This window comes from Oribacterium sp. P6A1 (assembly GCF_000702885.1).
Taxonomy (GTDB): Bacteria; Bacillota; Clostridia; order Lachnospirales; family Lachnospiraceae; genus Oribacterium.
Genome location: NZ_JNKO01000004.1, coordinates 109474 through 133717, shown reverse-complemented (window position 1 = coordinate 133717; position 24244 = coordinate 109474). Strand labels below are relative to the sequence as shown.

The 24244-nt window shown below is 43.1% G+C and carries 19 protein-coding genes; all 19 read right to left on the bottom strand.

Annotated features, from left to right (window positions below; genetic code table 11):
- Window positions 1-156 precede the first annotated feature (156 nt).
- The 19 genes from T515_RS04145 to trxB all read right to left on the bottom strand — a co-directional run bounded on the left by T515_RS04145 (window position 157) and on the right by trxB (window position 24213).
- Complete coding sequence (locus T515_RS04145) at window positions 157-1161, bottom strand: class I SAM-dependent methyltransferase (RefSeq protein WP_036607899.1); 1005 nt, start codon at window positions 1159-1161, stop codon at window positions 157-159.
- Window positions 1162-1165: 4 nt separating this feature from the next.
- The gene (locus tag T515_RS04140; RefSeq protein WP_036607897.1) at window positions 1166-2359 is read right to left on the bottom strand and encodes an acyltransferase family protein; all 1194 of its coding nucleotides are present in this window, start codon (window positions 2357-2359) and stop codon (window positions 1166-1168) included.
- Window positions 2360-2482: 123 nt separating this feature from the next.
- Window positions 2483-3700 carry a ribose-phosphate pyrophosphokinase gene (locus T515_RS04135; protein ID WP_036607895.1) on the bottom strand — a complete coding sequence of 406 codons (1218 nt, stop codon included), beginning with the start codon at window positions 3698-3700 and terminating at the stop codon, window positions 2483-2485.
- Window positions 3701-3866: 166 nt separating this feature from the next.
- A complete protein-coding gene (locus T515_RS04130) occupies window positions 3867-4835 on the bottom strand; it encodes an ATP-binding protein (RefSeq protein WP_036607892.1) in 969 nt (322 codons plus the stop codon).
- Complete coding sequence (locus T515_RS04125) at window positions 4822-5589, bottom strand: DnaD domain-containing protein (protein WP_051671416.1); 768 nt, start codon at window positions 5587-5589, stop codon at window positions 4822-4824. Before T515_RS04125 ends, T515_RS04130 begins: the two co-directional genes overlap by 14 nt.
- 538 nt (window positions 5590-6127) lie before the next feature.
- The gene (gene murC / locus T515_RS04120; RefSeq protein WP_036607890.1) at window positions 6128-7528 is read right to left on the bottom strand and encodes a UDP-N-acetylmuramate--L-alanine ligase; all 1401 of its coding nucleotides are present in this window, start codon (window positions 7526-7528) and stop codon (window positions 6128-6130) included.
- Window positions 7529-7652: 124 nt separating this feature from the next.
- Window positions 7653-8708 carry a TRAP transporter substrate-binding protein gene (locus T515_RS04115; RefSeq protein ID WP_051671436.1) on the bottom strand — a complete coding sequence of 352 codons (1056 nt, stop codon included), beginning with the start codon at window positions 8706-8708 and terminating at the stop codon, window positions 7653-7655.
- A 197-nt stretch (window positions 8709-8905) separates the two neighbouring features.
- Window positions 8906-10237, bottom strand: a complete 1332-nt coding sequence (locus T515_RS04110) for a TRAP transporter large permease (RefSeq protein WP_036607886.1) — start codon at window positions 10235-10237, stop codon at window positions 8906-8908.
- A gap of 2 nt (window positions 10238-10239) precedes the next feature.
- Window positions 10240-10803 carry a TRAP transporter small permease gene (locus T515_RS04105; RefSeq protein WP_051671435.1) on the bottom strand — a complete coding sequence of 188 codons (564 nt, stop codon included), beginning with the start codon at window positions 10801-10803 and terminating at the stop codon, window positions 10240-10242.
- A gap of 165 nt (window positions 10804-10968) precedes the next feature.
- Window positions 10969-12159 (bottom strand): TRAP transporter substrate-binding protein, encoded by a 1191-nt coding sequence (locus T515_RS04100; protein WP_036607884.1) that lies wholly within the window; start codon window positions 12157-12159, stop codon window positions 10969-10971.
- A gap of 301 nt (window positions 12160-12460) precedes the next feature.
- Complete coding sequence (locus T515_RS04095) at window positions 12461-13264, bottom strand: response regulator transcription factor (protein ID WP_036607882.1); 804 nt, start codon at window positions 13262-13264, stop codon at window positions 12461-12463.
- Window positions 13264-14754: a sensor histidine kinase gene (locus T515_RS04090; protein ID WP_036607879.1), complete on the bottom strand. Its 1491-nt coding sequence runs from the start codon at window positions 14752-14754 to the stop codon at window positions 13264-13266. Before T515_RS04090 ends, T515_RS04095 begins: the two co-directional genes overlap by 1 nt.
- A 30-nt stretch (window positions 14755-14784) precedes the next feature.
- On the bottom strand, window positions 14785-17478 hold the full coding sequence (locus T515_RS04085) for a translation factor GTPase family protein (RefSeq protein ID WP_242839323.1): 2694 nt from the start codon (window positions 17476-17478) through the stop codon (window positions 14785-14787).
- Between the two features lie 18 nt (window positions 17479-17496).
- The gene (locus T515_RS04080) at window positions 17497-17994 is read right to left on the bottom strand and encodes a shikimate kinase (protein ID WP_036607876.1); all 498 of its coding nucleotides are present in this window, start codon (window positions 17992-17994) and stop codon (window positions 17497-17499) included.
- A 116-nt stretch (window positions 17995-18110) separates the two neighbouring features.
- Window positions 18111-19823, bottom strand: a complete 1713-nt coding sequence (locus tag T515_RS04075) for a putative manganese-dependent inorganic diphosphatase (RefSeq protein ID WP_036607874.1) — start codon at window positions 19821-19823, stop codon at window positions 18111-18113.
- Between the two features lie 403 nt (window positions 19824-20226).
- Window positions 20227-21777, bottom strand: coding sequence for a ribonuclease Y (rny, locus tag T515_RS04070; protein ID WP_036607872.1), 1551 nt, complete (start codon window positions 21775-21777; stop codon window positions 20227-20229).
- 262 nt (window positions 21778-22039) lie between these two features.
- Window positions 22040-22486, bottom strand: a complete 447-nt coding sequence (locus T515_RS04065) for a MarR family winged helix-turn-helix transcriptional regulator (protein ID WP_036607870.1) — start codon at window positions 22484-22486, stop codon at window positions 22040-22042.
- Window positions 22487-22657: 171 nt separating this feature from the next.
- Window positions 22658-23203 (bottom strand): glutathione peroxidase, encoded by a 546-nt coding sequence (locus T515_RS04060; RefSeq protein ID WP_036607867.1) that lies wholly within the window; start codon window positions 23201-23203, stop codon window positions 22658-22660.
- 95 nt (window positions 23204-23298) lie between these two features.
- The gene (trxB, locus tag T515_RS04055) at window positions 23299-24213 is read right to left on the bottom strand and encodes a thioredoxin-disulfide reductase (protein ID WP_036607864.1); all 915 of its coding nucleotides are present in this window, start codon (window positions 24211-24213) and stop codon (window positions 23299-23301) included.
- Window positions 24214-24244 lie beyond the last annotated feature (31 nt).

The window sequence follows — 24244 nt, the reverse complement described above, 5'->3', positions numbered from 1 at the left end:
GTCAGCCTTGAGTCTTTTTCATTTTCAATGCTTTATGTAATAATAATAACTTTCGGGTTTATCAAAAGCAATTTCTATTCCATTAACAATGAATATTAAAAAATTACGATTATCTTACACCCGGAAATCCCCTAATCCCCTGTATCTTCAGACCTTTCAGCCGTTTTTTACCCATCTTCCGGAGCATCCGCAGGGAAGAACAAGTCCGGTTTCACTGACAGGAAGCCCTACCTCTTCCGAATGTATGCTTCCGCCGAATTTCTTTTTGATCAGAACTCCAAGCATGTAGCTCATTACTGCGGGCTGGAGACCTGTAGTATACGAATTAATAAGGAAGAAAATGCTCTTATCGGACAAAAGTTCAGCTGACAGTTTGATTAGCTGATATACTGCATCCTCAATCTTCCATATCTCTCCTTTGGGTCCTCTTCCATAGGAAGGCGGATCCATGATGATTGCATCATACTTATTACCGCGGCGAATCTCTCTTTCAACAAACTTCATGCAGTCATCCACAAGCCATCTTACAGGTGCCTTATTAAGTCCTGATGCCTCGGCATTTTCCTTTGCCCACTGCACCATACCCTTTGAGGCATCCACGTGAGTCACATGTGCTCCTGCTGCAGCTGCCGCAAGAGTAGCTCCGCCTGTATACGCAAAAAGATTGAGTACCTTGACAGGCTCATCTATTCCCAGCTTCTTGCGTCTCTCTGTTTCACCTGTTATCTCATTGGCAAACCAGTCCCAGTTAGCGGCCTGCTCAGGAAAAAGACCTGTATGCTTAAATGCGAAGGGCTTAAGATGGAACGTGAGAGTTCTTTCCTTCTCAGAAAGCTTTGAAAGATTTTCATATACAGGCTCCACAGGTCTGTAGGTCTCTCCTGACTCCTTTGCAAAATTCGATGGATTATTCCCTGTTCCCCCAAGGACATAAGAGATTTTCCACTGTTTCGGAAGATCAAAAAACTCCCACTCTCCGCCTCCTCTATCCGAGCGGTGATAATGCCCGTTAAGTTTCTTCCATGCTGCATTCTTAAGCGGTGTCTGCCAGATAACCTGAGGATCCGGTCTTCTGAGGATGTATTTGCCCCATCTTTCCAGCTTATCACCTGAGCTTGTGTCTATCACTTCATAATCTTTCCAATGATCTGCTATAAACATCTGTTTATCTCCCTCCACTGAGTAGTTTCCACGAAAAAGGAATATATTTTTTCAGTATCTGCTTTAATCCATCAGCAACGGCTATGCTTATCACTGGTGTGGCAAAGTACGCAACAAGTCTTAACACCTGTTCACCGGTGCCATGATAGCCGACGTTCATGTACTCTAACATAAATATAACCCCTCTGGCAATCGGGAAATGCACTGCATATAAAAAGAAACTGTTTTTCATATACCCCTTCGCCTCCGGCATCTTGCCGGAAAGGATAAGCCATATTCCGAGGCACAAAAAAAGCCTTCTTAAAGCATTTACCACCAGCTGTCCTCCCGGGGACAATATATATATAAGTACATATTCAGGAAGTTTAACAATCAAAGCCCCCAAAACCTCAGAAACTCTCCCGCCAAAATACCAGAATGACAGGCTTTCCATTTTTTGAAGGTCTATGGGTGCAATAACGAAGTTCTGCATTCCCACAGTGGTAAATATCTGAGTACTCCATGTAAGAACTATGAGAAATGTTCCAAGAATAATCCCTGATTTCTTTCCTTTTTCAAAGGAAGCCGTCCAGAACCGGGACATCAGGCCCCCTGCAAAGTAATATATAACCGCATCTTCATTGATAAGGGGCAAATCTCCTCCCTTTATCAGAAAACCCAGATACAGAAAAAATGACGCGAAAGCAATTATCCTGTTTTTCAGCAGTATATAAAATACCGGAGCAAGAATCGAAAGTAATATAAGCTGATATAAATACCAGAATAGAGGATTATATTTATAAACAGTCACGGCGCTGTTCAGTTCATTTATGCAGAAAGCCGCCCTGCCCAGTGCAACATACACCAGATAGTAGATGACATTCCACACACCGTAGGGAACCACAATGGAAGAAAATCTGCTCTTCCATTTTTTTCCTATATCTTTTATTCCCGTCATCGTTCTGTAAAACAGATATCCTGACATCATGAAAAATCCCGGAACAGCTGCCTGCCCAAGGGCATTGGAAAAGAAATTCTCTATATGTGCGGAAATTCCCGTCATTCCTCCGAGATCTATACAATTTAGATCCGAAGACTGGATCATCAAAAGCAGAGTGCTGTTGTCAGATGCAAAATTCACAGCATGCACAAGCACCACAAGAACACTCATTATAAATGTGTAGATATATACCTTATTTGAAAAACCACTCTTTGCCAAAATTCATCCTTTATCCGTAAAAAAGAAAAGGCCGCCCTTATACGGACGACCCTTCATCTATGTACAAAGCCAAAGTTCTTTCATTTCTTAGAATCCATGGTCTTGTACCATTATATAACAATTTTATTCAAATGACAGTTCCATCTGCTTGTTAACGCCTGCACGATGCTCTCTGTATGCCGCAACCTTCTGGTTGATTCTTGTTGATGTGTCAAGAATAGGAGAAATACTCATATCGTGATTCAGGTTATCTATGAGGAGAGCAATATACTTAGACATATCTACGCTTCTGTACCATGGCTTTGTAAGAAGCTCAGGCTGCTGGTAGATAAGGTTTGTTGTATATACACCGTTAAGTGTGCCGTTTGCATAAGCCTGGTCGAACTTGTTGAAGCCTGAAGTAAAGAGACCGAAAGTACAGCATGCAAATACTCTCTTGGCCTTACGCTCCTTCAGTTCCTTGGCTGTATCGATCAATGACTCACCGGAGGAGATCATATCATCAATGATAAATACATCCTTACCTTCAACATCTGTTCCAAGGAACTCATGAGCAACGATAGGATTACGTCCGTTTACAACCTGGGCATAATCACGGCGCTTGTAGAACATACCCATATCGATTCCGAGAACGTTTGCATAGTAGATAGCTCTTCCCATGCCGCCCTCATCAGGAGAAATGATCATCATGTGGTCCTTGTCGATATCCAGATCATCGATACTGTTGAGTATAGCCTTTATAAACTGGTAGGAACATGAAATGTTGTCAAAGCTGTCACGAGGAATAGCGTTCATAACTCTCGGATCATGTGCATCGAATGTGATGAAATTCTCAACACCCATTTCATGAAGTTCCTGAAGCATGATAGCGCAGTCAAGAGACTCTCGTCCTGTGCGCTTATGCTGACGGGACTCATACATAAATGGCATGATAACATTGATACGCTTCGCCTTACCTGTAGTAGCCGCGATAACTCTCTTAAGATCAGCATAGTGGTCGTCCGGAGACATGTGATTGATCTGACCGAAGAGGCTGTATGTCTGTGAATAATTCATAACATCAACCATAAGGTAGAGATCAACGCCGCGAACCGTCTCTAAAATGTTCGCCTTTGCTTCACCTGAACCGAAACGTGATACCTTTGACTTTACAATGTAGCTGTCTTTCTGGTAACCGTTGAAAGCAATAGTCTCCTTATGCTCACTCTCACGCTGACCACGCCATTTTGACAAATACTCATCAACTCTCTTTCCGAGAGGCATAATAGAGTCAAGTGGCATAAGTGCAAGAGGTCCAACCGGGATGCGCTCAATAAACTCTGAAGTTCTGGAATCTGACATTTCTTCTTCTCCTCCTTAAGAACTGTCCTAAAACAAATCCTGCATTAATCATGAAAACAGTTATCTGTAAGCATCTTAAATTTTCGAATTAATCAACAAAAATACAGATTTTTTCTAATATCTGTCCGATAACCACTAGATAAATTACTTCATCGTTTGATTGCTGTCAATACAGTCTTTGATCATTTCCGTATAGAGGAATGATGCAATAATCGGAGATAATTCGTGAAGAAATACGTTCAGTATAGGTATCTCTGATCATATTCAGACTTAAATTAGTGGAAATGATCACAGATTTATGAAAAACCATACGTTGATTAAGCACATAGAACAATTTTGAAGTAGTATAGCTGTTATTTAATTCTGTACCCAAATCATCTATGACCAGAAGATCACAATTCAATATGGCTTCCTGAATTTCCTGCTGTTCTTCATCATCTTTTTTCATGGCTTTGGAAAAGCTTTCAAAGAGATCTGTACTTGTAAGATATATAACCGAATGAAAACTGTCCATAAGGGCTTTGGCAATACAGTTTATCAAAAAGGTTTTTCCTGTTCCGGTACTGCCCGTAAACATGAGGCTTCCGCCCTTTTTATCAAAATCCCTTATCCACTGCTTCAAAAATGCAAGATTCGCCGCCATATAATCTCTGTTGGTTCTTCCATCTGCAAGAATGGGAACCTTATTATCGTAGCGGTTAATATCAAAATAATCAAAGTTTTGCTTTTCTACGATCTTGTCGATATTTGACTGCTGATACAGATACTTCATCTGCATCTCAATAAAGCAATGGCACTTCTTCCCGTTTATGAATCCGGTATCCTTGCAATCCGGACAGGTGTATCCCGGCTCCAGATAATCCTCCGGAAAACCATTTCTCAAAAGGATCTCTCTTTTACGTTCACCGATCTTTTCTATGGAAGCTTTCAGCTCTGTAAGCTTTTCTTTTCTTCCCTCTTTCATAAGATGCAGTGTTTTTAATGACTCCGAGCGTACCAGATCTTCCAAAGCCTTAAGCTCCGGAAGATTCATATATGCCTTCTTACGTCTGTTCTCCAGATTTCTGTTATTTTCCATCCGGCGCTCATCGTAAACCCGCATTATCTGATTGTACTGTGCATTAGTCAATGACATGATTCATCCTGTTCAGCAAACGTGTCTGTACTATTCCATCAAGGTCATCGGCACGCTGTGTGAAATTTATAAATTTATTTGTCTTTGCAACAGGCTTTGGTGCAGCCTTCTTTGTTGCCTTTCCTTCAAAGGACTTCACCAGCTCCCTTGCCTGCTCCAATGTTACAACCCCCTGCTCATGCCAGTTTATGGCAACCGCCTGCATGTACTTATAGGTTGTCTTCTTTATGCTGGCACAATACTCAAGGAGATACTCTATCACATCAGCCGACATCTCAAGGTCCCTATACATATACTCAAGAACCTCGATCTGCTTGATACTTGGCAGTGACGGAAGAATGTGCTTGGCCACAAAAAGTATACCCTTGAACTCTTCATCATCCTGAATATCATCCACAGTGCCTCTAAGCTGCTCAATGGCCTCATCGGCTTTCATGAACTGACTCTCCATACGGAGCATAGCAGCTTCTTTTTCTTCTTCATCTTCTGCTTCTTTTTTTGTCACTGCCGGCGCATCTGCATTCTTGAACACTCCCAGCTTTTCCCAATACCTTACAGCTCTCTCTATGTCGTTATCTGTAAGATTAAGAGAATCCGCAGCTTCCTCAATGGAATACTTCTCGCCCTTGTGTCTCAATATATATAAATAGACCTTAATATAGTCGCCATTGGCAGTTCCAAGATACTTATCCAAAAAGTCATCCGATATGCATGTCGCATGAACTGCAAGATTATCAACAATATTTGTGCCCATCTCATAAACCCCCAAAACATACGGAGCAAACATGCCTGTACTGCAATACAGACATAGCTCCCTCATCAGTGCCTAGATATTAACACACTAAAATTGGGGCTTCAATAAGCCCAGTCCACAACTTTATCCACCATACTTATCCACATTGCTGTGGATAATGTGCACTACTAAAAAGTCAAGTGTCCTACAATCATTTTAGTTTGTCCACAATCTAAATACAATCTGCAATATCACGCAATATCAATGTCAAGCCCCACATATAATTGTACTTTTAAAGTACAATCTTGAGTTATCCACATTTTGACGGTGGAATTCCTTGATTTTGTGTGGAATGGAAATTATTTTTTATTTTTAAAAGCACTTATAGTGGTGCGAATATAGTCATTTTATGGGCAATTTTTACACCGCGTCCCAATTTTTCACATTTTTTAACCATTTTTTTAAGAGAATCCATCATTTGTGGATTATTCTTAAATTACACAAAAAAAGAAGCGGCATGATATACCGCTTCTCTTCAATATAAAAAAAATCTGATTTATCACTCTTCAACAACCGCTCCGGGCAATCTGAGAAGATCCTCTCCAACTTCATAAATATTACCGGCACCCATGGTAATGAGAACATCCCCCTCTTTTACATGCTCAAGAAGAAACTTCTCAATATCCGAAAATTCAGGAATATAGTATACATTGGTATTCTGCTCCAGCATATGCTTCCGAAGATCATCGGAGCTTATTCCGATGGTGTTCTTCTCACGGGCCGCATAGATGTCTGCCAGCACTATTTCATCAGCCTGGCTGAGGGCTCCGGCAAAATCGTCCAGAAGCGCCGCTGTACGGCTGTATGTGTGAGGCTGGAAAGCTATCCAGAGCTTTCTGTGAGGATACTTCTTTGCAGCTTCAATGGTGGCGGCAATCTCCTGGGGATGATGAGCATAGTCATCAATAATCGTAAATCCGTTTACAGAACCCTTTTTCTGGAATCTACGGTCTGTTCCGGAAAAACGGCGAAGACCTCTCAGTATAGCATCCATTTCGATTCCCAGATCTCTGCATACGGCGATGGCTGCCATGGAGTTGTAAATATTGTGTTCGCCGGTAACTCCAAGCTCCACCTTTGCTATCTCCGATCCCTTATAAAAGAGTGTATAGGTAGGATGAGCAAATTTATCATAGCTTATAAAGTTAGCGGTGTAGTCTGCATCTTTATCATGACCATAGGTCACACATCTGCACTTTAATCCTGATGTGAAGTAGTCATAGTGCTTTATATCGCTGTTTATAACCAAAAGTCCGTCTTCAGGAAGCTTCTCGGCAAAAAGTCTGAAGCTGTGACGGATATCATCTATGTCCTTAAAGAAATCAAGGTGATCGGCTTCAACATTGAGTATGACCTCTATGGTCGGGAAGAATGAGAGAAATGAATTTGTATATTCACATGCCTCTACAACAAATGTGTCCTGACCTCCCACGCGGATATTCCCGCCTATGTCCTTAAGCATACCGCCTACGGATACTGTAGGATCAGCATCTGCCTCAAGAAGGATCTCGGTGATCATGGATGTTGTTGTTGTCTTTCCATGGGTGCCGGAAACATTGATAGCCTGCTTAAAGTTACGCATGAGCTCACCCAGAAGCTGGGCTCTTGTAAGCATGGGGATACCAGCCTTCTCTGCAGCCGCAAACTCCGGATTGTCCGGATGGATAGCTGCGGTATAAACAACCACATCAATATCATCCGTAATATTCTCGGCTTTCTGAGGATAGTTCACTACAGCGCCTTCCTCCACCAGCTTTTTTGTAAGCCCGGATTCCTTGCTGTCTGAACCCGATACAGTAAAATGCCTCGAAAGAAGGATCTCTGCGAGACCGCTCATGGATATACCGCCGATACCAATAAAATGAACATGTACAGGCTCATCGAATTTAATCTGATACATATATATACCTTCTTACTTTGAAAGTGTCTAAAGTACAGGTTATGTAGTAATCCGTACTTTTTCAATTTGTTTTCCTGCAGCTATGCGCTGTCATAATTCACAGATTATATCATCGGGTACAGCATTACGCAAGGGAAGCAGCCGAAGCTATCTTTTCTATGATATCCATGTACTGACCGCAATACTTCTCATACAGCTCATTCATTTCGCTTCTGAACCTCTGTTTTTCCCTGTCGGAAAGTGATATTTCCACCGTTCCTGATTTTATGCATTTCTGCCTGGAACTGTCCTCTCTCATTTTCCAGAGCTTCCTTTCATAGTCACCTGCTTCCAATGCACATTCCAGGATTATATCCTGATCCCCGGAAGAAAGCTTTCCCCATGTAACTTCGCTCATGATGAGGAGTTCAGGAATCCTCATATGCTCATCAAGCGTGTAGTACCGGGCATAAGCATCGTGTTTCATGGCCTCATAGGAGGACCAGTTGTTCTCCGCCCCATCAACTTCATGGGTCTGGAGGGCATCTGCCACATCCTCATATACAAGGGGAACCGGGGTCGCCCCAAGAGCCTTTATCATGTCCTTTGCAAGGGCCGAATCCTGAACTCGTATCTCAAGACCTCTCATATCCTCAAGTGTGCTTATAGGTTTATCTATGGTGTAAAAGTTTCTTACTCCGGCGTCAAACCATGCCAGGGCCTTCAGTCCCGAGCCTTCAAAGGATTTCATTATATCCGCACCTATTTCACCCTCCAGTACTTTCCACATATGGTCTGCGTTTTTATATAGATACGGCATCTGAAGGACCACCGATTCCGGACTGTAATCTGCAAGACTGGACAAAGAGCCTCTGGCAAAATCTATACCTCCGTACTTCATCTGCTCCATAGTGGAAACCTCATCTCCAAGCTCTGCCCCCGGATATACTATTATCTCTATGCGTCCCTCCGTTTTTTCATTGACAAGACCGGCAAAATATCTGGCCGCCTGGGTAGTGGGATAATCGCTGGTCTGATTCTCAGCATAGGTAAAAACATAGTCAGGGTTTATTTCTGCTTTTTTATCAAATGGATATGATTGTCCGGAAGCGGTATGACAGCCCGAAGTCATCATCCCGCACAGCACCGCTGTAGAAAAAGCTGTAATTCTTCGAATCCTTAATTTCAAATGTTTATTCATATAGTTTTCTTTCTGATGAAACTGCCGATGGTTCCTTTTTCCGGATACCATCTTAATCACCGAACATTCTACCACTATTTTGTGTGAAACTCACCAAGCAACAGGGCAGCGGAATACTGTTCCGCTGCCCTGTCCGAGAAGTTTTATGAAAAAAAGTGAGCAAACTATGATTAAACCTGCTGATCAGGTCTCCTTTATCAACCCATGGCTGCAAGAATTCCCGTTCCTGTCTGAACATATCCAAAGAGCTTCGGAATGCAGAGAGATACTTCAGGAATAAATGTTATGCAAAGGAGAGCGATAACCATCATTGCATAGAACGGAACCATGGCAACCACCACCTTTTCTATAGGTCTGTGGGCAATGGCTGATCCGATGAAAAGCACTGCTCCTACAGGGGGTGTAAGAAGTCCTATACCACAGTTAAGAACCAGAAGGATTCCGTACTGAACCGGGTCGATTCCTATGGACTGAGCAATAGGAAGGAGGATCGGTGTTGAGATAAGAATGATAGGCGCCATATCCATGATACATCCAAGCACAAGAAGGATGATGTTAAGAAGAATAGCTATAACTATAGGATTATCCGAAACACCGGTGATGAGGTTTGCGGCAAGATCAGGTACATGAAGTCTTGTGAGGCAATATCCGAATACCGAAGATGTGGAAATAAGAATAAGCACAATTGACAATGTATCGATGCATGAATTGAGGCACTTCCAGACTCCCTTCCATGTCACTCCCTTATAGATATAGAGGGATACCAAAAGTGAGTAGATTACTGCAATGGCCGCAGACTCTGTAGCTGTAAAGATACCTGCCACTACACCTACCACAACAATGAGAATGGACAGAAGAGCCCAAACCGATGTAGTAAGCTGCTTGAAAAGGATCTTTACAGAGAAAGGTTCTCCCTTTGGATAATGTCTCTTTAATGAGATTATGTAAGAACCTACCATAAGAGAAACAGCAAGCACTGCTCCCGGAAGATAACCTGCAAGGAAAAGTGCACCGATTGAAATTCCGCCTGCTGTTGTAGCATAGATTACCATGTTATGTGACGGAGGTACCAGCATTCCTTCTACTGAAGATGCAATTGTAACAGCAGTTGCAAAATCAACATCGTATCCTCTGTCAACCATCATAGGAATCTCAAGGGAACCAAGGGATGCTGTATCTGCTGATGCAGAACCGGAGATTCCTCCGAAGAAGTATGAAGCCACGATGTTTACCATGGCAAGTCCCCCGGTCATCCAGCCCACACATGCATCCGCAAGATCCAGAAGCTTTTCCGAGATTCCGCCGGTGCCCATGAGTACGCCCATGGTGATAAAGAACGGAACCGCCATAAGGGAAAATGAAGAAATTCCCTTAACCATCTGCTGTGCAACCGTATTGAGGGGTATACCCTGATATGTAAGACAAAAGATAGATGACAATGCAACTGCATAGGCAATAGGAAAGCGAAGCAGTATCATCACAAAGAAGGATATCAGAAGAACTGCTATCGCCATTGTGTTAGCTGTCATAATTATTTATCCTCCTTTTTTTCGTCAAGTTCGAATCCAAGATCAGGAACATAATTCTTATCAAGAATGTGTTCTACATCAATAACCAGTCTCTCAATCTCAAAAAATATCATAGCTACTCCTGCAAGAGGAATAGGCATATACATCCATGTCTTGCTGAGCCATGGCATGGAAATATATGTTCCCTTTGCTCCGATTCCCGTAGCATATTTCCAGCCAACCACCAGCATCACAAGGGCAAGTCCCATAACAAACAGATCCGAAAGAAGATCAAGAGACTTCACCAGACTTACCGGAAGATAACGGTCAAAGGTCGTCATCCTGATGTGGGCATTGCGACGTATCGCAAGGGATGCTGAAAGAACCGACATGTACGCCATAAGTGTAAGTATCACTTCTTCGCCCCAGTTCGGTGCAGGGAAGAATGTAAGATATCTGGCGATAACCACCCATGTCATGATGATTATGTCCGCCACCAAAAGCAACTTACATATAAGCATGGTGGTTTTGTACACCATGTCATATACAGGCTTTGCTCTTTTTAAAAATTCAAGTATTGCTGCCATAGAGCCCCCTTCTGTTTTTGAAACGTCAGAACCGGGCTTTTCAAGAACCGACGCTGCGTTCGAAGATTTCATAGACTAACTGCCACCTCTCTTAAAAAAGGTGCTCCCGACATATGTATGTCGCAGAGCACCTTAACTCATGCTTTGTGAATTAAGATTACAGAATTATGCAAGAGCCTTGATCTGTGCATATACGTCTGCAAGATCTCCCTGTGCATTTTCCTCAGCGATAGCCTTACAAGCTTCCTCCCATGGAGCCATGTCACTGATGTCGATAACATTGCATCCGCGAGCCTTGAGCTCATCAAGAACCTTGGCCTCTGTCTCAACTGCGATTGTGTGGCAGTAATCAGATGCGATCTTTGAAGCCTCTTCAATTACAGCTCTCTGGTTATCTGTAAGCTTGTTGTTCCATGAATCCTCAGCGATAACAACCTCAATTGCACCAAGTGTGTGGCTGTCAAGTGTAAGGTTTGGAGCAACCTCATCAAATCTGTTTGATGCGTAGTTTACGATAGGCTGACCTGCACCGTCTACAGTGTTTGTCTGAAGTGCTGAGTAAAGCTCTGTCATGGAAACTGATGTTGCTGTAGCGCCAAGTGCCTCAACCATCTTTACCATGATAGGGTCGTTGGATACTCTGATCTTCATTCCCTTAAGATCATCAACTGATGAAACAGGCTTATCCTTTACTGTAAAGAAGTGTCTGAAACCTTCCTCGCCATAGAAGAGGCCCTTAACACCGATGCCCTCCTTCTCTGACTCATCAAGGATCTCCTTGCCGAGATCACTGTTTACAAACTTCCAGTAATGCTCTCTTGATTCAAATGTGTATGGAAGTGAAAGAAGTACTGACTTCTTTGCGCCGTAAGAGGTAAGTGCAAATGCTGAGATACGTGAGATATCGATGTCTCCGCCGCCGCCGAGCATAGAATCAAGAACGTCTGACTCAGCTCCGAGTACGCCGGATCCCTGAAGATCAATGGTGATTGATCCGCCGGATATAGCCTCAACAGCTTCTATGAACTTCTTATCCATCTTTCCGCAAATTGTATCATCTACAGGATTAACCTCAGCCATTGTGAGTACTACTGCAGGATCGGCTGCTGCTGCCTCATTCACCTTGTACTCTCCGCCCTCTGCTGCCTTGGTCTCTTCAGCTGCCTTGGTCTCCTCTGCAGCCTTAGTCTCTTCTGCTGCCTTGGTCTCCTCTGCTGCCTTAGTCTCTGCAGCTTTTGTCTCTGCTGCCTGTGTCTGTGCAGCTGTTTCTGCCGGCTTCTGTGAACCGCCACATGCTGTAAGGGCTGTAGCTGCCATCGTCACTGCCAGAACTGAGCTTAAAATTCTCTTCTTCATACTTTACTTCCTCCAATATTCAACCTATGCCTTATCTCCAAGGCACTTTGTTTATCTGTTAAAATTATATGGTAAGCACTTACATTGTTCGATGGTAAATTTTTTGGATTTGTAGAAGAATTTTAACTTCTTGACGAATTTTATTATTCACTACTTACAGTTTGCACAACTTATAGCCCGGTTATTTGTGCATTATTTCTGTTTAGTTATTTTTTTGTCATTAATCCCTGTGATAAGTATGCAGATTAAACAAAAGCGCATCCCTTTGAAGAAGCAAAGAGATACGCTTTTGTTTTCATATTTAAGAATAGTAATCCGCCCTGTATTCAGAAGGGCTCCTTCCTGTGATACGTTTAAAAACCTTGGCAAAGTAATTGGAATCCGGATATCCCACAGTTCTTCCTATATCTTTTATATTGACATGGGTTCCGGAAAGAAGCTCCTTCGCTCTCTTGATCCTGTACTCCGAAAGAAAAGATATAAAATTGGTTCCGAATTGCTGTTTAAAAAGCTTGCAAAAATATGCCTCACTGTAATTAAGTGCTTTTGCTATATCCTGAACCGACACATCCTCCATATAGTGTTTTTCCACATAATCCATCATTAGCTTCTGTCCGTTCCTCAGTGATGGGTTTTCCGGCTCCCGGACATCTTTTTCCGGCATTTGAGGATCCTGCTTCGGGGTCTCTCCTTCCATCACCGGCAGTGACCTGAGTTTTCCCTGATTTATTTCATCCACATAATGCATGGCTGTATCCACAGACAGGAACAGTTCTTTCTCATCATAAGGCTTCAGAAGATAGTCAAGTGCATGTACCGATACCGCCTTTTTGGCATAGCTGAATTCATCAAAGGCTGTGAGAAATATTATAACCGCATCCTTATCTTCCTTTCTTATCTCCGCCGCAGCCTGAAGTCCTGTTATGCCCGGCATCTCTATATCGAGTATGAGGATTTTCACATCTTCTTCTCTGTATTTGCTGAGAGCCTCCCTTCCATTCTCTGCCTCATAAATCAATGCTATTCCTTCATACTTAGTCCGTAATTTTTTGAGAAGAACCTTTCTCTCTATATTCTCGTCATCTGCCACAAGTATTTTGTACATTAAATTGCCTCCTGAGGGATACTCAGAACTATTCTGGTGCCAGCTCCCTCCTCTGATTGAATTTCAAGTCCGCCCTTCCCTTTATACAGCGTATTTATACGTCTATAAATATTTCCGAGACCGATTCCTATTTTGGCGGTGCGGTTCTCCTCCGGATCTCTCAATCTCTCCAAAAGCTTGTCCAGGACTTCCTTTTTCATTCCGAGTCCGTCATCGGAGATGATTATCTCCACCATTCCGGCATCCTTAAGGCTGATGTTTACGCTCACCTTCCCACCCTGCTCCTTTTTGGAGATTCCGTGAACTATGGCATTCTCCACCAAAGGCTGCATGGTGAATGAGGGTATGCTTATACCGCTTATATCCTCCGGTCTCACAAGCTCATACTGAACCCTGCTGCCGAATCTCATTTTCTGCAGGTACATGTAATTTTCAGCTATCATAAGCTCGGATTCTATGGGCACCACCTGTTCCTTGGTGCTGAGATTGTATCTGAAAAGCTGGGCCAGAGAGTGAGTCATCTTTACCGTGGTATCAGCTTCCTCAAGTTCCGCCATGGATCCGATCATATTAAGTGTATTGAACAGGAAATGGGGATTTATCTGACTCTTCAGAAGTTCAAGTCTGTTCATATCAAGACGTTTTTCCATCTCGATATTTTCCATCTTTTCCTGCTGCAGAAGCTCAGTCATACGATGATTTTCCTGAATGGTATTGATATTGTCCTCAGTGGCATGCTTCATACCGTTAAAGATCTTCACCAGATCTCCTATCTCATCCTGATTTTCTATGCTGATGTCTTCCCCGCTGAAATCAGACTGCCCTATGCGTCTTGCCTCCTGAGACAGTTTCAGCACGGGTACAACTATGGATTCAGTCATGGCACGGCTTACGCTGAACACTATGAAAAGCATTATAAGGGTGAAATTGGCCAGCAGGAAGGGAAGCATCCTGAAGGTGGGGAGTTTGTCCGTATAAATATCGGACCCCGCCTCAACAGTAAGCTGCAAAAGTCGTCTTGAATACTGTTCCAGATACTTTTCCCGTCTGTTGTATTCACTTAAGCGGCTGACAAATCCAGGCTTATTGACTCCTATGCTCATCATATCATCCCTGAATTCCTTGTACTGCAGGTAAGCGCTTTTGATATTCCAGGTGCGGGCATATCTTTCTGAGCCAATGGTCTCATAATCAAACGGAAGCTCATTGACGCTTTTTTCGGTACGGGCCATGGCACTGTTAAGATTATCTCTGCTGATGTCAGACCGCTGGGCAATATAGGCATGAAAAGCATTACCCTCAGACTCCATAGCATTCATAAATTCCTGACATATCTTATTATCATCAAGTATTTCGCTGTAGTCCTTCAGAGAAAAGCTCATGGTAAGCATGGAAAAGCCCGATGATACCAGTATGATGACCACGACCACAAGAGCAAAGCTTTTGACCTTTTTGTCTATGGATAGTCTCAGCCATATTTTATTCAGCATACTCCCTTCACATCCTTTCCGGATAACCTTTTATTCTTCCTTTCCCGAAGGTATATCCAGCTTTGTTCCTATATGTCCGGACATGGGATCTTTGTCAAGATGCTCTCTTCTTAAGGTATTAACGGTACGTTCCACCTCTTCCAGAAGATTTTTTGCACTCAGTATAACAGCACCCTTTCCCCATGTTATGACCTGAACCACCTTATCAGAGGTGGCAACTGTCACATTATACTGCTTTTTCAGTTCATGGGTCTCTTCTTCTATGTACTCGTCCGCAGTCATGGCTTCTCTGGTATAGACCACATAGATGTTATGATACTTTATCTGTTCCACCTGATGTCCTGCCACCCTGTATGCATCAAATACTACGATGACCGACTTTCCGGTGAATCCCGCATAGTTGGACATTATATCAAGAAGCTTCCCTCTTGCACTGTCAAGGTTGGTTTTTGCAAGATCACAAAGATCATCCCATGCAAATATGATGTTATATCCGTCCACAAGAAGATACTCTGTTTTCTTTTCCACGGTCCTTATCTCACGCCGGTTCTCAGCCTTATTGGCCTCTTTTTCCTTTGCTCTTATGGTCCTTGCGCTGGCAAGATTAACTTCCTTGGCCCGGTTTTTTATAGGTCCGAAGGTACGTATAAAAATATCTTCAAGCTCCTGATCCGCTATATACTGACCGCTGTTTTTAAACTTCCGCTCGTTTTTCTTTTCCTGACTTCGCTCCATGCGGACAGCATCAGTCTCAAAATCTCTCTTCTCCGTATTTTCATAAACATCTACAGGTGATTCCACGTGCATATATCTTTCCACCTGATCAAACGGAACGATATATCCCGATCCATGGGCGCAGAAAACAGAAGAGCTTGGATTCAGTATGTCTTCATCCGGATCATAGCCGCTGTTAAATATAACCTCCTCCGCATCATGGCACTTATCATAGCCGCTGAACCTTAAGAACAGATGACCTCTTCCCTTGCTGTAAACCATAACATCCTTATGATAGTCCCTCATGGCCTTTACAGCGGCTGTTCCCACTATGACCGAACTGTCACCCTTTATTTCAGGAGGATTGAATTTAGCATTCATGTTGGAAAGATCCGTCATGGCTCTTCCCACAAAATCCTTCGGTATCTCAAGGGTAAAGGCATAATACGGCTCAAGGAGAACATTTACCGCTTTTCTGAGTCCCTGTCTTACAGCACGGTAGGTTGCCTCTCTGAAATCACCGCCTTCTGTATGCTTGTTATGTGCTCTTCCGGCCACCAGAGTAAATCTTATATCCGTTATACCGCTCCCGGTAAGAACCCCCACATGTTCCTTTTCTCTAAGGTGGGTAAGTACCAGTCGCTGCCAGTTAAGCGCCAGATCATCCGTTGAACAGTCTGCCCGGAACTGAAGACCCGAGCCTCTCGGAAGGGGCTCCATAAGCAAATGTACCTCGGCATAATGTCTAAGGGGTTCAAAGTGGCCAACACCCAGTACCGGTTCCGCTATAGTCTCAAGATAGAGTATCCTGCTTTCTCCCAATTCAAGCTCTAGGTCAAAGCGTTCCTTCACAACTCTTTTCAGGATCTCTATCTGTACTTCACCCATTAGATGAACGTGTATCTCCTTTAAAGCATTGTCCCAGCTTATATGAAGCTCCGGAAATTCGTCCGAGATGGTGCCCAGCTTTCTGTATAGTTCCTGTGAATCCACATCTTTTGAAATCACCTGATAGTCCAGAACCGGCTTCAGTGACATCTCTTTTCCCTTTGGCTCACATCCAAGTACATCTCCTGTTTTGAGACTTCCGACTCCAAGAACCGCACATACCGTGCCTGCCTCCGCGGTGTCCACATTAACATATTTCGAACCGCTGTATACTCTTATTTCAGATACTTTTTCATCCGGAACTATCTCAGTCCTTACCTTTAGCTCTCCACCTGTTATCTTCATATAGGTAAGTCTTCTGTCGGAATCATCCTTGGCTATTTTAAAGACTTTTGCGCCGAAAGCATCGGGATAAAGCGGAATTTCCGTGAAGGTGTGTATCCCCTCCAGAAATTCTTTAACTCCGAAATTTTTTAGGGCAGATCCGAAATAAACAGGGAACAGCTTCCTGTCCCAAATCATGTTCCTGATATCCTTCGGATCCAGCTCGCCCTTATCAAGATACTTTTCCATGATACGCTCATCGCACATGGCAATGTTTTCCTTCAGAGTTTCAGACATGGAATATACTCCCGCATCACTGAAATCCACTGCGGCATTTCCAAAATGCTTTTCCAGATTTTCCAGCAGCACTCCCTTGTCCGTTCCGGGCTGGTCCATTTTGTTCACAAAGATAAAGACAGGAACGCCGTACCTTTCAAGCAGCTTCCAGAGTGTCTCCGTATGCCCCTGAACTCCATCGGCTCCGTTCACTACAAGTATGGCATAATCAAGCACCGAAAGAGTCTTTTCCATTTCCGCGGAAAAGTCCACATGTCCCGGAGTATCAAGCAGGGATACCTCTATATCCTTAAGGTCAAAGGTTGCCATCTTTGAAAAGATGGTGATTCCTCTTTCCTTTTCCATATGATTTGTATCCAGATAAGCATTACCGTTATCCACACGTCCCAGACTCCGGATTTTTCCGGCATCAAAAAGGATACTTTCGGACAATGTCGTCTTTCCCGCATCAACATGAGCCAGTATTCCTATAACAAGGCGTTTCTTAATATTCTCCTCCAAAATGTATCCTCCCGGGCATCACAGTTTCTCCAGCCACAGTTTAAGCTCATTGACTATTTCAGCCGGAGTTTTTCCGGCTTCATCTATAGTGACATCCGCATATTTCTCATAGAGGGCAGTTCTTTCATTATAGAGGTCCCTCAGAGTATAGCCTTCAGGAATAGCGACTCCCCGGTCAACAACATTACCGATACGCTTCTCCATCTCCTCGTATGAGATCTTGAGATAAACCACCCTGCCTATAGCTTTAAGATGCTCCATGGCCCAGTCTTCATAGCAAATTGATCCTCCCGGAGCGATAATTGAGTTTTTCACATTAAGTTCTGCCGCGATATCTCCTTCTATTTTAAGAAATCCATCATTTCCTTCCGAAGCTATGATTTCCTTTAAAAGCTTTCCTGTCTTTTCCTGAATCAGAATATCGATATCCACAAAGCTCATACCGAATCTTTTTGCCAGCATTACGCCGATTGTGGATTTTCCACAGGCCGGCATCCCTATCATTGTGATATTCATAAAAGTAATGTCCTCCGAAGTTTAATAAGTCAGCAGATTCCCAGCTGCCAATAATATGTTTATAATGCCGGCCCCCTGGGTTTTCGCCCAAAAGACCGGCACTGTACGGAACAATATTACATCTGTTCTCCGAAAAGAGTAAGAGGTGGTACAAGCTGCTTCTTTCTGGAAACAACTCCCGAGAGTACAACTGACCAGCAGTCCTCCAGGTTGCCTTCACTGTTCTCTCTCTTGACAGGTTCCACGCCGAAAGCATTGGCAATAAGCTTACCTGCTCCCTGACCCACAGCCAAAAGATCGGTACTTCTGTCAAGGATGTTAGTAAGCATGATGAAGCTCATATCAATACCCTCTACCTTGAGTGCCTTGTTTGCAAAATTCTCAAGGTCGTCCTTCATCGCCTCAAGCTCATCCTTGTTGAGACTTGTCACCTGGCTGACACCAAATTCGATCTTTCCGGCAGTAAAGTGCTTGAAATCCTGGTAGAATATCTCTTCTGTAGTCTTTCCCTTAAGGTTTGATCCTGCCGAGAACATGGAGAAAGCGTACTTCTCGATATCCACACCTGCAATTTCCGCAAGCTCTCTTCCTGTCTTCTCATCAAGAGGCGTACAGGTAGGAGATCTGAAAAGCAATGTATCGGAAATGATAGCCGACATAAGAAGTCCTGCAGTCTGCTTGTCGATCTCGATGTTGTTCTCCTTATACATCTGGGTAATGATGGTTGAGCAGCATCCGAGGGGCTGATTTCTGAAATATACAGGAGACATGGTCTGAACTGTAGCGATCTTGTGATGATCGATGATTTCAAGAATATCAGCAGCCTCTATACCTTCCACAGCCTGTCCCGGCTCGTTGTGGTCAACAAGGATAACCTGTTTTCCATGATTTCCAAGGAGATTTCTGCGGGATACCATGCCGAGATAAGTGCCGTCCTTTGCCATGATAGGGAAATCACGGTGTCTCTTGGATGCCATGATATCTCTCATGTCATCTACATAGTCATCCTCTGTAAAGGTTATAAGGCCGTCTGTAGTCATGAAGTAGCTAATAGGCATAGACTGGTTGATAAGTCTGGCAGCCGTATATGCGTCATAGCTTGTTACCATGATGATCATGCCGTTTGCTTCGGCAAGACTCTTGATGGTGGGAGAAACATTGGCACCTTCGCAGATAATGATACAATCTGCACCGTTATCCATGGCTGAAAGCTGGTTCTCAGCTCTGTTTCCGAGAATAACTATGTCATGCTTTTCTATATAATACGACATCATCTCAGGATTTGCGGCAGCGATGAGCACCTTACCCTCAGTACAGCAGCGGCTCATGTCTCCTGTCACCACAGTTGCTTCCAGTGTCTCCTGAATGTTGGCAAACTTGGTGTGAGCCTTGGAAATGATGTGGGAATCGTAGACATTAAAATATGATTTCGCTATGTCACCGATGGTTATAACACCCTCAAGTGAATTGTAGGAAGTAAGCACCGGCAGGGTAACCAGATTATCCTCATTCATCATGGTCCATGCCTTCTTAAGAGACATGTCTCTGTCTACACCCGGTGTTTTTCTGTACTCTATATCGGAAACCTGAGTTTTTACAGATGTAATGAGCCTTGGTTCCGGAACCTTGAAATAGTCAAGGACGAAGGCAGTCTCTCTTGATGGATCACCGGCTCTGCAGGGAATGTATCTCTCTGACTTCGTTATCCTGTTTTTAAGCCTTGAATATGCTATAGCTGCACAGATTGAATCTGTATCCGGATTCCTGTGACCGGTTACCAGCACTTCCCGTTCTGTGTTATGCTGTATCTTGTTTTTTTCTTTTGCCATAAGTCCTCCTGTCTTTAACTGTAATTATCAAAAACACCAATTTTTAGAAACTTTTTATAATTTACATATTGTAAAAAAATTATTCATAATTTGTTCATAATTCAATACTATATTCTAAATATAGTAAAAAGTTAACAAACACGTTGCTTTTTAACTTCTATTCTTGGTTATTTTTCCAATATAAATTTTTCATAATTGCCCCGGTTAGGCGAAAGCCTTCCGGGGTCTCCTCATTTATACAACTCTTTTTATCAAACAGTGAATAAAAAGGCAATGGTTTGATAAAAAGTAATATGATTGTATTCAACATTAGCCAATCACCAGGCTCATTATCACTAAAAAACAGGCCTGCCGCGCCGCAAGGCGAGCAGACCTGTTTATCCGTTTACTGTTTTAAACTTAATTACTTTGCGTAATCCACGGCTCTTGATTCACGAATGATATTTACCTTTATAACTCCCGGATACTGCATCTGATCCTGAATCTGTTTTGCCATATCATGTGCCATGATAGTCATATCATCATCTGATACCTGATCAGGAACTACCATGATACGAACTTCTCTTCCGGCCTGTACCGCAAAAGACTTCTCAACACCTTTATAAGAGTTTGTGATATCCTCAAGTTCCTTGAGACGATTTGTATAAGTCTCGAGTGACTTACGTCTCGCACCTGGTCTTGCAGCCGAAATAGCATCTGCCGCAGCGACTATGCATGCTATAAGAGAAGTGGGCTCTGTGCCGCCATGATGGGAGGCAACAGTATTTATAACTATTTCCGGCTCATGATACTTCTTACAAAGCTCAACACCAAGCTGTACATGAGTACCCTCAACGTCATGGTCAATAGCTTTTCCGATATCATGGAGAAGCCCGGCTCTCTTTGCCATACGCACATCCAGTCCCAGCTCTTCTGCCAGCAATCCTGAAATCTGAGCAACCTCTACCGAATGTCTCAATGCATTCTGTCCGTAAGATGTTCTGAACTTCATGCGTCCAAGAAGCTTGACAAGCTCAGGGTTGAGACCGTGTACTCCTACCTCCAGCACAGCTGCATCACCCTCTTCACGGATAGTTTCATCTACTTCCTTCTGGGCCTTCTCAACAACCTCTTCAATTCTTGCCGGATGGATACGTCCGTCTACTATGAGTTTCTCAAGAGCAATTCTTGCAACTTCACGTCTGATAGGATCGAATCCAGAAAGAACAACTGCCTCCGGTGTATCATCAACAATGAGCTCAACGCCTGTAAGCTGCTCCAATGTACGGATGTTACGTCCTTCACGTCCGATGATTCTACCCTTCATCTCATCGTTCGGAAGCTGTACAACGGAAACCGTTGATTCAGTAACCTGATCCGCTGCGCACCTCTGAATTGCATCCACAATATAATTTCTTGCATTCTTCTCAGCATCTTCCTTGGCCTGATTATCAAGCTCACGGACCATCATAGCATAATCATGCTTTGTATCCTCTTCCAATGACTTAAGAAGTTCTGCCTTGGCCTGATCTCTGGTGAGACCTGAAATTCTTTCAAGCTCAGTGACTTTCTGATTATGAAGTTCTTCAACCTCAGTTTCTCTTTTGTTGATCTTCTCCTGACGCTTCTGGAGCTCCTGCTCCTTCTGTTCAAGATTTGCCGCCTTTTTCTCCGAAGCCTCATCTCTCTTCAGCATCCTGTGTTCAAGATCTGATACTTCCTTACGACGATCCTTAATCTCCTTATCCAGATCATTCTTTGCTTTCAATGCTTCTTCCTTTGTCTCAAGAAGAGCTTCACGTTTCTTATTTTCAGCCGTTCTGATAGCATCATCAATGATCTCTCTGGACTTTTGTTCAGCGGAACCCACCACCTTTTCGTAGTCGGACTTGGCTTTGTTCTGACCAGCAATAAACATGATGACACCCGCAACAACAGCAACTGCTATAACAGCAGCAATTACTACTGGGGACACCTTGTGTACCTCCTTCACTATTTTGTTGTTAATGTACAAACAGATATGTAAAAAAGCCATAAACGCCGGTTTTCCGACTAAGCTCCGTCCAATTCCATTTATATATAATTTTATATTGCCAACAATATAATCATTAACTTAACCACTATATTTTATATAAAATACCATTCACTGTCAATAAAAAGGCGTGTGTCCCCAAGCTCCAAAAAGCACGAAAAAATGCCGTTAAATCAAGGATTTAACGGCATTTCACATTCTTAAATCATCTCATGGACTCTTCAACACAGTTAAGGGTTCTGTAAAGCAAATTATATAATGTAGCAGCTTCCTCTTTTGACAGTTTGATACAGCTGCCCATCTCTCTCGGAACCTCCAGGGCCTTATCCTTAAGCTCCTCACCCTTTTTGGTAATGCTTACATCAAGCGCACGCTCATCCTCATGAGAACGCTCTCTCTTGATAAGTTCCTTGGCTTCAAGACGCTTGAGGAGCGGTGTCAGAGTACCGGAATCAAGATAAAGTATTTCTCCCAGTTCCTTAACATTTACCCGCTTTTTCTCCCACATAACCATCATAACTATATACTGTGTATATGTAAGATCGATTTTATCCAAAAACGGCTTGTAACGTCTGACAACCTCTTTGGCGCACGCATAGAGCGGAAAACATAACTGATTTTCTATTTTCAATGACTCATAATTATCTGTCATCATATCCTCCGAATGTGGTTTCGGCACAACACATAATTTGTTATGCAAATCTCTCGAAAACGCCGATATATTATCACATTACCAATTTTCTTGCAATTAAATTTCTATAAATCCTTATTTTATATGGAAATATGTATTGATTCGTATAAAACAAAGGACTTTTTTGTTCCATCAGAGCACTGCAGCAACCTTTTCCTCTACCTCTGCCATATCCATGGTAGGCTCGAATCGATCAATAACCTCTCCCTCACGATTCACTAAAAACTTTGTGAAATTCCACTTGATATCTGATGTGCTTTCATAGTCAGGATGAGCCTTTCCCACAAAATCCTTCATGAAGTCAGCCTGCTGTCCCTCTCCAAAGCCCTTGAAGCCCTGAGCTTCCTTAAGGAATCTGAAAAGCTCTGTCTCGTTCTCACCGTTTACGTCAATCTTTGCAAACATCGGGAAGTTTACTCCGAATCTGCTTGAACAGAACTTTGCTATCTCCTGTTCTGTTCCGGGTGCCTGATGTCCGAACTGATCACAAGGGAAGTCAAGAACAACAAGTCCTTTGTCGCGATACTTCTCATACATATCCTGTAACTGCTCATAATGTGGTGTAAATCCGCACTCTGTTGCTGTGTTCACAATAAGAAGAACTTTTCCCTTATATGCTTCAAGTGTTGTTTCGTTTTTATCCTTATCCAAAACCCTGATATCAAAAATATTTGCCATTTCTTTTCTCCTTTTCCTGAATTCCTCCTTCCGGAGGCCGTTAAATGTTTAATATAAATTTACTTTTCCTATGATTCTCTTCCTTAAATAAAGATTCATGAAAGGGAATCAATGTATCCGCATGCCTGAAGTGCAGCAGTAGCTCCGTCTGATGCTGCAGTTGTGAGCTGTCTTACTGTTTTTGTACGGCAGTCTCCCGCTGTAAAGATTCCTTCTGTTCCGGTCTTCATATCCTCACCGGCCTTTATGTAGCCCTTTTCGTCCAGTTCAGCCACATTTTCAAAGGCAATGTTATCCGGAGACTGACCTATGGCTACGAAAAGACCGGAAACCTCTATGTTTCTTGTTTCACCGCTGTTCTTATCTGTAACATCGATGGATACAAGTCCTGTCTCATCTTCGTTAAGCTTACTTATGGTGCTGTTCAGCACAAATTCAACATTATCCTTTGCCTTTAAGCGTTCAACTTCCTTTTCATCAGCCCTGAACTTGTCTCTTCTGTGTATCAGGTACACCTTTGAACAATAGTTTGAAAGGAACTGGGCATCCTCAAGAGCAGTATTTCCACCTCCGTTTACCGCAACGACTCTGTTTCTGTAGAACATTCCGTCACAGGTAGCACAGTAGGAAACCCCTTTTCCCACCAGTTCCTTTTCATTGGGAAGTCCCAGGGGGCGATTCTTTGCTCCTGTGGCCAGAATGACAGCTTTACACTCATACTGGCCCTGAGAAGTTCTGACTCTCTTAATGCTTCCTTCGTCAGCTATCTCAGTAACTCTTTCAAATTTAACTTCTGCTCCAAGATCCTTTGCCTGATTGTAAAGTCCTGTAGCAAAATCAAAGCCCGAGATATGAGCAATACCCGGATAATTCTCTATATCAGGTGTGTTAATAATCTGCCCGCCGTATGAGGCTGCTTCAATAACCAGTGCTGACTTTCCGGCCCTGACTGCGTATATGGCCGCCGATAGTCCGGCAGTACCGGCTCCTACAATGATTACATCATACATATCTGATCCTCCATGTCTTGGAATGTCAGCC

Coding starts and splice junctions, on each gene's coding strand:
- T515_RS04095 (WP_036607882.1), bottom strand. CDS start 13,264: ATGTACAAAATACTTGTGGCAGATGACGAGAATATAGAGAGAAAGGTT.
- T515_RS04060 (WP_036607867.1), bottom strand. CDS start 23,203: ATGGCAAATATTTTTGATATCAGGGTTTTGGATAAGGATAAAAACGAA.
- T515_RS04075 (WP_036607874.1), bottom strand. CDS start 19,823: ATGGCAAAAGAAAAAAACAAGATACAGCATAACACAGAACGGGAAGTG.
- murC (WP_036607890.1), bottom strand. CDS start 7,528: ATGTATCAGATTAAATTCGATGAGCCTGTACATGTTCATTTTATTGGT.
- T515_RS04130 (WP_036607892.1), bottom strand. CDS start 4,835: ATGTCATTGACTAATGCACAGTACAATCAGATAATGCGGGTTTACGAT.
- T515_RS04065 (WP_036607870.1), bottom strand. CDS start 22,486: ATGACAGATAATTATGAGTCATTGAAAATAGAAAATCAGTTATGTTTT.
- T515_RS04145 (WP_036607899.1), bottom strand. CDS start 1,161: ATGTTTATAGCAGATCATTGGAAAGATTATGAAGTGATAGACACAAGC.
- T515_RS04090 (WP_036607879.1), bottom strand. CDS start 14,754: ATGCTGAATAAAATATGGCTGAGACTATCCATAGACAAAAAGGTCAAA.
- T515_RS04100 (WP_036607884.1), bottom strand. CDS start 12,159: ATGAAGAAGAGAATTTTAAGCTCAGTTCTGGCAGTGACGATGGCAGCT.
- T515_RS04110 (WP_036607886.1), bottom strand. CDS start 10,237: ATGACAGCTAACACAATGGCGATAGCAGTTCTTCTGATATCCTTCTTT.
- T515_RS04125 (WP_051671416.1), bottom strand. CDS start 5,589: ATGGGCACAAATATTGTTGATAATCTTGCAGTTCATGCGACATGCATA.
- T515_RS04115 (WP_051671436.1), bottom strand. CDS start 8,708: ATGAATAAACATTTGAAATTAAGGATTCGAAGAATTACAGCTTTTTCT.
- T515_RS04105 (WP_051671435.1), bottom strand. CDS start 10,803: ATGGCAGCAATACTTGAATTTTTAAAAAGAGCAAAGCCTGTATATGAC.
- trxB (WP_036607864.1), bottom strand. CDS start 24,213: ATGTATGATGTAATCATTGTAGGAGCCGGTACTGCCGGACTATCGGCG.
- T515_RS04080 (WP_036607876.1), bottom strand. CDS start 17,994: ATGAATATCACAATGATAGGGATGCCGGCCTGTGGAAAATCCACAATC.
- T515_RS04135 (WP_036607895.1), bottom strand. CDS start 3,700: ATGTCAGATTCCAGAACTTCAGAGTTTATTGAGCGCATCCCGGTTGGA.